The sequence below is a fragment of the Komagataeibacter sp. FXV3 genome (assembly GCF_015155755.1).
In the GTDB taxonomy this organism is placed as follows: domain Bacteria; phylum Pseudomonadota; class Alphaproteobacteria; order Acetobacterales; family Acetobacteraceae; genus Komagataeibacter.
Window position 1 is genome coordinate 1 of the sequence record NZ_VWPI01000104.1, and the last position, 6,852, is coordinate 6,852.

The 6,852-nt window shown below is 47.3% G+C and carries 3 protein-coding genes and 4 pseudogenes; 5 read left to right on the plus strand and 2 right to left on the minus strand.

Translation table 11 applies throughout. The features are described 5' to 3' along the window. The 4 genes and pseudogenes from F1542_RS09840 to F1542_RS09855 form a co-directional block, all read left to right on the plus strand. Positions 1 to 446 (plus strand): transposase (locus tag F1542_RS09840; protein ID WP_227672636.1); only part of this gene is annotated, 446 nt, incomplete at its 5' end. Positions 447 to 467: 21 nt separating this feature from the next. Beyond that, positions 468 to 884 (plus strand): annotated as a pseudogene (locus F1542_RS09845) (transposase); the annotation flags it as partial. 275 nt (positions 885 to 1,159) lie between these two features. After that, the gene (locus F1542_RS09850) at positions 1,160 to 2,470 is read left to right on the plus strand and encodes a polysaccharide biosynthesis/export family protein (protein WP_346011880.1); all 1,311 of its coding nucleotides are present in this window, start codon (positions 1,160 to 1,162) and stop codon (positions 2,468 to 2,470) included. A gap of 252 nt (positions 2,471 to 2,722) precedes the next feature. Then, positions 2,723 to 3,911 (plus strand): annotated as a pseudogene (locus tag F1542_RS09855) (IS3 family transposase). 60 nt (positions 3,912 to 3,971) lie between these two features. On the opposite strand, the pseudogene F1542_RS17510 reads toward F1542_RS09855, so the two are convergent. Continuing rightward, positions 3,972 to 4,163: pseudogene (locus F1542_RS17510) on the minus strand (transposase); the annotation flags it as partial. A gap of 135 nt (positions 4,164 to 4,298) precedes the next feature. On the opposite strand from F1542_RS17510, the gene F1542_RS09865 reads away from it, so the two are divergent. Then, positions 4,299 to 6,281: a hypothetical protein gene (locus tag F1542_RS09865; protein ID WP_193732887.1), complete on the plus strand. Its 1,983-nt coding sequence runs from the start codon at positions 4,299 to 4,301 to the stop codon at positions 6,279 to 6,281. A gap of 90 nt (positions 6,282 to 6,371) precedes the next feature. On the opposite strand, the pseudogene F1542_RS09870 reads toward F1542_RS09865, so the two are convergent. Beyond that, positions 6,372 to 6,698 (minus strand): annotated as a pseudogene (locus F1542_RS09870) (transposase); the annotation flags it as partial. Positions 6,699 to 6,852 lie beyond the last annotated feature (154 nt).

A 6,852-nucleotide genomic window follows, 5' to 3' on the forward strand; every position in this document is an offset into this window, starting at 1 on the left:
TATCGCAGTCCTTCCCGGCTATGTTCACGTCGGGCAATACCAGTCCATGTCACCATTCACTCCATCTCTTCGTAAAGACGGATGAATCACAACAGGCTGGTATTGTTCAAAAACTTTCGGATCGGGCTTTCAGACGTGCCGATACATTCACACGATTCCTCACTGACGGCCGGATCTGCCTCTCAAACAATGCAGCAGAACGCGCTCTGCGCGGCATCGCCCTGGGCAGGAAAGCCTGGTTGTTCGCCGGGTCCGATCGTGGCGGAGAGCGCGCCGCCGCCATGTATTCCCTGATCGTCACCGCGCGCCTGAACGATGTCGATCCCCAGGCATGGCTCGCCGATGTCCTGGCACGGATCAATGACATCCTCAATCCACGCCTCCATGAACTTCTGCCCTGGCACTGGAAAGCCCACCAGCAGGTCCACAATACCATCGCCGCCTGAATACGCCCGCGTCTCTCGCCGGATGATTACGGCTTCCTGATCTTTCTCCTCGTTCATGCCGCCGATATCCAGGATCGTGATGGGGCCATTGATGTCCTCGCGGCAATACGCAGGCGCTTTCCCTGGCTGCGCCACATCTTCGCGGATGGCGGCTATGCTGGCGAGAAATTGCGATCCGCGCTCGCCTCCATGGGAAAATGGACGGTCGAAATCATCAGGCGGTCCGATACGGGGGAAGGCTTTCAGATCCTGCCGCGACGCTGGGTGGTTGAACGAACATTCGCCTGGCTGGGACGGTGCAGGCGGCTCGCCAAAGATTGGGAAAAGTCCATTGCTTCCTCAACCGCATGGACATTGATCGCCTCGATCCGCATGCTCACACGACCGACGGACAGCAAGGCATTATCAAGCTTGAAAAACTTTCGGATCGGGCTCTAAAGAAAACCTGTCAGATCGGAATAAGCCCTGGTTAACATTTCATTTTGTCGTTTAGTCCATTTTTGCCATAAGGGCATTTGTTTGATGCGTTAGGATGTATTCTTCTCATGCAGGATTAATCTTCAGACTGAACCTCTCTCTTTCACGCTGAATCAAAGATATGAGTTTCAGAGAAACATTTAATATATATGTGGTCTATTAAAATTTAATCTGATAGATGATACGTTCGGATCATTTGCAACTTTTATGTTGATAGTATATTCAGAAGCATACTGGTGTTTTACACTACTTTGTCGTTGCCTTCCCAATTAACCTTCAATCGCGGTGTTACATTGAGCAATTTCTACTGTCCTCCAGATTCGGCCCCGATTCAACGTCGTGCGGGAGGGAAACAACGTCTTGTCGTGATTGGAGGAATGCTGCTGTTTCTGACCGGGTGCAATTCCTTGCCTGACAGTGGCCCGACTGAAGCGCAGATCAATCATACGCAGCGTGATCCAAAAAAAAATACCGTCGGCTACGGAATTATTCAGATCAGCCTGGACTTGATCACGCTTCTGGATAGCGAAGCGCCCACACAGTTCAGCAGTCTGGACACTGATAACGCGCCGCGTATTTCAAGCAAGAATGACACGGTTGGACCGGGAGATGTCCTGCAAGTTTCCATATACGAGATCGGTAGTGCGCTTTTCAGTTCCACTAGTGGCAGTGCTGCTTTGAGCAATGCGAATCTTAGCGGCGGTACAACCATTCCCAGTGTATCTACTGCCAGTAATTTGCCCCCATTGAATGTTGATGGTGCGGGCAACATTCGTGTGCCTTTCGTAGGTCAGATTCACGTAGCCGGTCTGACGACGACGCAGGTAGCTCAGACTATTCAAGCCCGGTTGAGGCAAAAGTCTCAGTCGCCGCAGGTCGTGGTCCGGATCGTATCTGATATTGCTAATTCTGTTATGGTATATGGCAGTGTGCGACGTCCCAGCCGTATTCCGCTGACTCCGAATCGTGAACGAATTCTGGATGTCATTGCCCTTGCAGGGGGAGAAGACCACACAAGCCAGTCAGATGAAGATTATATGGTCCGGCTGACGCGCAATGACCGGATTGCCGAAATGCCGCTCAAGGTCATAGAAAACAATCCAGAACAGAACATCCTGATACAGCCGGAAGACAGGGTGCAGGTCACATTCCAGCCGCGTACCTTTACGGTATTAGGTGCCAGCGGCCATGTAACCCAAACCCAATTCACGACACCTACACTGACCATGGCTGAAGCCGTTGCCCGTGTGGGTGGACCGATCGATTCACGTGCGGATCCCAACGCGGTCTATCTTTTCCGTTTTGAAAATGCCGATGTTCTTCGGCGTCTTGGTATGCCAGTTGACAATAATGCAACAACTGGACCGGTTGTTTATCAGTTGGACATGATGAATCCTAACAGTTATTTTCTGGCTCAGAAATTCATGATGCGAAATGATGATATTATTTATATTGCCAATTCTGCTACCAATAAGTTCTATAAATTTATGAATCTTATTACGACAATTATTTCCCCAGGCACATCAATGGGAGGTCTGGCAAAGTAAAAAAATTTTCTATGAAATTTAGTGGGGTTTATTTTCTTTACCCATAACGGCTTTGTAATGATATGGTAGTGATTATGCCACTCCTGCTTCAAAAGCGAGGGGCTCTGATACTGCCCAAATATGAATGTCGTCAACGTGGATTGTAAAACACATTGATATACTGGAAAATGGCGGCAGCAGCCTGACAGAGGTGGTCCCCATTTTTCGGACAGGGCGATAAGCTATCATCTGGCCTGAACGAGGACGGGTTTTATGGGCAAGGTTACGCGGAAACGGTATGCGGCGGAGTTCAAATCACGGGTTGCCCTGGAGGCGATCCGTGGCGAACTGACGCTGGCGGAGTTGGCGTCGAAACATGGCGTGCATCAGACGATGATCGCCCAATGGGGGGGCGCCAGGCGATCGAAGGCATGGCAAGCCTTTTTTCTGGTAAGTCAGTAACGGAACCTTCAGTCAGCCCTGCTGATGTAGAGAAACTGCACGCCAAGATCGGCCAGTTGCTGGTGGAACGGGATTTTTTACGCGATGCCTCTGCTCGGTTGGGCGTGATCAGAGGCGGCAGATGATTGACCCGAAGCGAGCGCGCCTGCCGATATTCCGGCAATGCACGCTGCTGCGACTCAACCGGTCGGGCGTTTACTATCGGCCTGTGCCACAGAGCGAGGCCAATCTGAAGCTGATGCGGCTGATCGACGCCCGGTTCCTGGAAACGCCGTATTATGGCTCACGGCAGATGACATGGCATCTGCGCCGCCTGGGACATGAAGTGGGCCGCAAGCGGGTCCGGCGGCTCATGGCGATCATGGGCCTGCGGGCGATCTACCAGAAGCCGCGCACGACCGTGCCCCATCCGGAGCATCGGAAATATCCATATCTTCTGAGGGATCTGGTCATCAATCGGCCTGACCAGGTCTGGTGTTCCGATATCACATATATTCCCATGAAACGGGGATTTCTCTATCTCGTGGCGATCATGGACTGGTTCACGCGCAAGGTCCTGTCCTGGCGTCTATCGAACACGATGGACGTGGAGTTCTGTATCGAGGCGCTACAGGATGCCCTCATGCGCTATGGCGCCCCGGACATTTTCAATACTGACCAAGGGTCGCAATTTACGACACCCCGTTTCACCGGGATACTGGAAGAGCGTCAGATCCGCATCAGTATGGACGGGCGTGGGCGATGGCTGGATAACGTGTTCATCGAGCGTCTGTGGCGGTCGCTGAAATATGAATGCGTCTACCTGCACGCGTTCGAGACCGGATCAGAACTGAGGGCCGGGCTTGGCAGATGGATCGCCCATTATAACGAAAGGCGTCCGCATACGGCGCTGGCTGGACGAACGCCCGATGAGGCGTATCATAACGTGCCGACGCCATCTGGTCCGGGGTTAACCCCGGACCAGATGGCCAACAGCAACGCCGTCAGAAGGGCGGCATAACAACAACCGGGTATAGCTTATCAAGCCCGCAAAACTGTCCGAACAGACGGGACCACCTCTGTCGTCCGACAGCATTCGCCACCCACCGCCTGTTCGTGCCAGATAGCGAAGCGCATCAGGCACATCGCGCAGGTCCGCCGCAGGCTTGCGACCGCGCTTGGCCGCTGATGGCAGAAACGGCTGAATGAACAGCCATTCCCTGTCCGTCAGATCAATCGGGTAGCGCTTTGACCGCTTCTCAACTCCGGCCATCCGGCCATGGCCTGCTCAGGTCCACATCCCAAGCTTAAATCACGCCCACGCCACCGCATCAACACATTCTCAAACAGGCTCTAACCAATGTTGAAATTTTCGCCTTCTTATGTATGAATAGATGAAATCCATCTTATGGCGGCGATAAATATAATGAATAAAATTGACTGTGCTCTTGATGATTATCAAACAATCAAAGAGCTAGAATATTTTATTTCAAAATTTGAAATAGTATCTTTTGACGTATTTGATACCTTGCTTTTCCGCAAAACGGCGCATCCAGAAGGCGTTTTTGATTATATTGAAATCAAGACGGGAAACGCAGGTTTTGCCAAGCGGCGCATTGCAGCGGAAAAAGCTGCTCGCGAAATCAATTTTTCTAAATATAAATCTCACGAAACAACATTAACGGATATTTACAAATTATTATATGAAGACGATCGTCAGCAGAAAGAGTGTATAAATCAAGAAATTGCAGCCGAATATCATTTTTTAATTTCTTATGATAAAAACAAAAAAATATATAATATGGCACGGTCATTAAATAAGAAGATTATTGCTATAAGTGACATGTACATGCCATCGTCTGAAATAGATAAAATATTGAAAAAAAATGATATCCATGTTGATGAAATTTTCTGCTCATCCAGCTACTACAAAGATTATCTATCTAAATCTAATGGAAAAATTTATCCTTTTATTTGTAGATCGCTAAATGCTTCACCTAAAGACATTATCCATTTTGGGGATAACTATCATTCTGATTTTGTTCAATCCATATCTGCAGGAATTCCTGCAATTCATACATCTACGGCATTAAGAGAACTTTTATACGATAGAAACTTAAATTCAGATTTAATAAGTGCCCTGAATGAAAAGCATAATCTTGAAGGGAATATAATACTTGGCTTAATAGCAAAGCGGCATTCTGAAGGATATTTTAATAATAATTCTACATTGAATTCATTTGGATATATTTACTCAGGTATTGTTATTACATCATTTATAAAAAATATTGTTGATATTTCAAAAAAATATAAAGTGAAAAAATTATTTCTTATGACACGCGATGGATTTATAATTCAACGCGTTATGGATAAATTGGATTTATCTGACATCGATTATGATGTTATCTGGTCCTCCCGACGTATGTGCCTCGTACCATTGCTGGGGATGGGAAAGCAATATGATTGGGTGTACTCTATGCTGTTCCCGCCTAAAGGAAATAACTCATATAGTTTAAAAGAGGATCTGATACGCCTTCACATTGACACCCCGGTAGATTTTCCAGATATTAATGAAGTATCTTATGAGATTTATATCGAAAAACTGAAAAAAATTGGTAATTTATGGAATTCTGTAGTGTGTTCGGAACGTGATTCGTATATAAATTATTTAAATGACTTGATTGGAGGGATGAATCTATCGGATATCGCTTTCGTAGATGTTGGCTGGGGTCTGTCATCCCATAGGGCTTTAGATATTTTTTTAGAATATCAGATAAAGGGATTCTATATAGGCACACATAAGAAAGCCTATGCTACAAAAAATATTCACGGAATTCTATTCCAAGAAGGAAAACCTGAGGAAATAGCACATACCATTATGAATGGTGTGGAACTAATTGAACTAATGTTTTCTGATGCAAGCCCATCTTCTATCAGCATGAAGAAAGCTGGAGAAAAATATTATCCAGTTTTCGAAAAACGTAATGCAGCGGATGTGTCTCGCGACATATATGTAAAAGAAATACAAAATTGTGTTATGGATTTTGTATCAGATATAGCACCTTATTTTTCTCTTTTTTCCGCTGATATTCTAAAAAATATGGCGGAAGATTGTATGTCTAATATTCTTTCCAGACCCACTTCATCTGAAAAGGAAATTTTGGGAAGCATTCCTCATGCCTGCGATATAGGACATGGGCGTTTTTTACCCATTTCCTATTGGTGGCATCCACACTGGTCTCAAGCCGAACGAGATAGCTTCGCACTGCATGGTCGTATTTTGCCCAAATCAGAATTAATAGGTCGTAAAATACTGGACCCCATAATAGGAAAAAAAGGAGCAGACTGGGTTATTAAATCATGGAATAAGAATAAACGTAGATTTAAATGATTCAAAAAATAGATGAATATTATCAGTAAGGAGATTGGGAGAAAGTATTTACTGATTTTCGGGCCTGTTAGAGCCCGATCCGAAAGTTTTTCAAGCTTGATAATGCCTTGCTGTCCGTCGTGTGAGCATGCGGATCGAGGCGATCAATGTCCATGCGGTTGAGGAAGCAATGGACTTTTCCCAATCTTTGGCGAGCCGCCTGCACCGTCCCAGCCAGGCGAATGTTCGTTCAACCACCCAGCGTCGCGGCAGGATCTGAAAGCCTTCCCCCGTATCGGACCGCCTGATGATTTCGACCGTCCATTTTCCCATGGAGGCGAGCGCGGATCGCAATTTCTCGCCAGCATAGCCGCCATCCGCGAAGATGTGGCGCAGCCAGGGAAAGCGCCTGCGTATTGCCGCGAGGACATCAATGGCCGTAATCGGCCGCTTGAGGCCGCCTTATGACTGAGGATTGTGACTGGTAACTTACCGTCGTTAACGACGTCGTTATTGACGTCGTTCGGGAGGTAAATATGGCTCAGGAAATCCTGATTGGCGTTGAACGCCGTCGCCGCTGGCCGGACGAACG

Bases quoted from the DNA above. Each gene is read 5' to 3' on its own strand.
- F1542_RS09865 (WP_193732887.1), top strand. From the start codon at position 4,299: ATGGCGGCGATAAATATAATGAATAAAATTGACTGTGCTCTTGATGAT.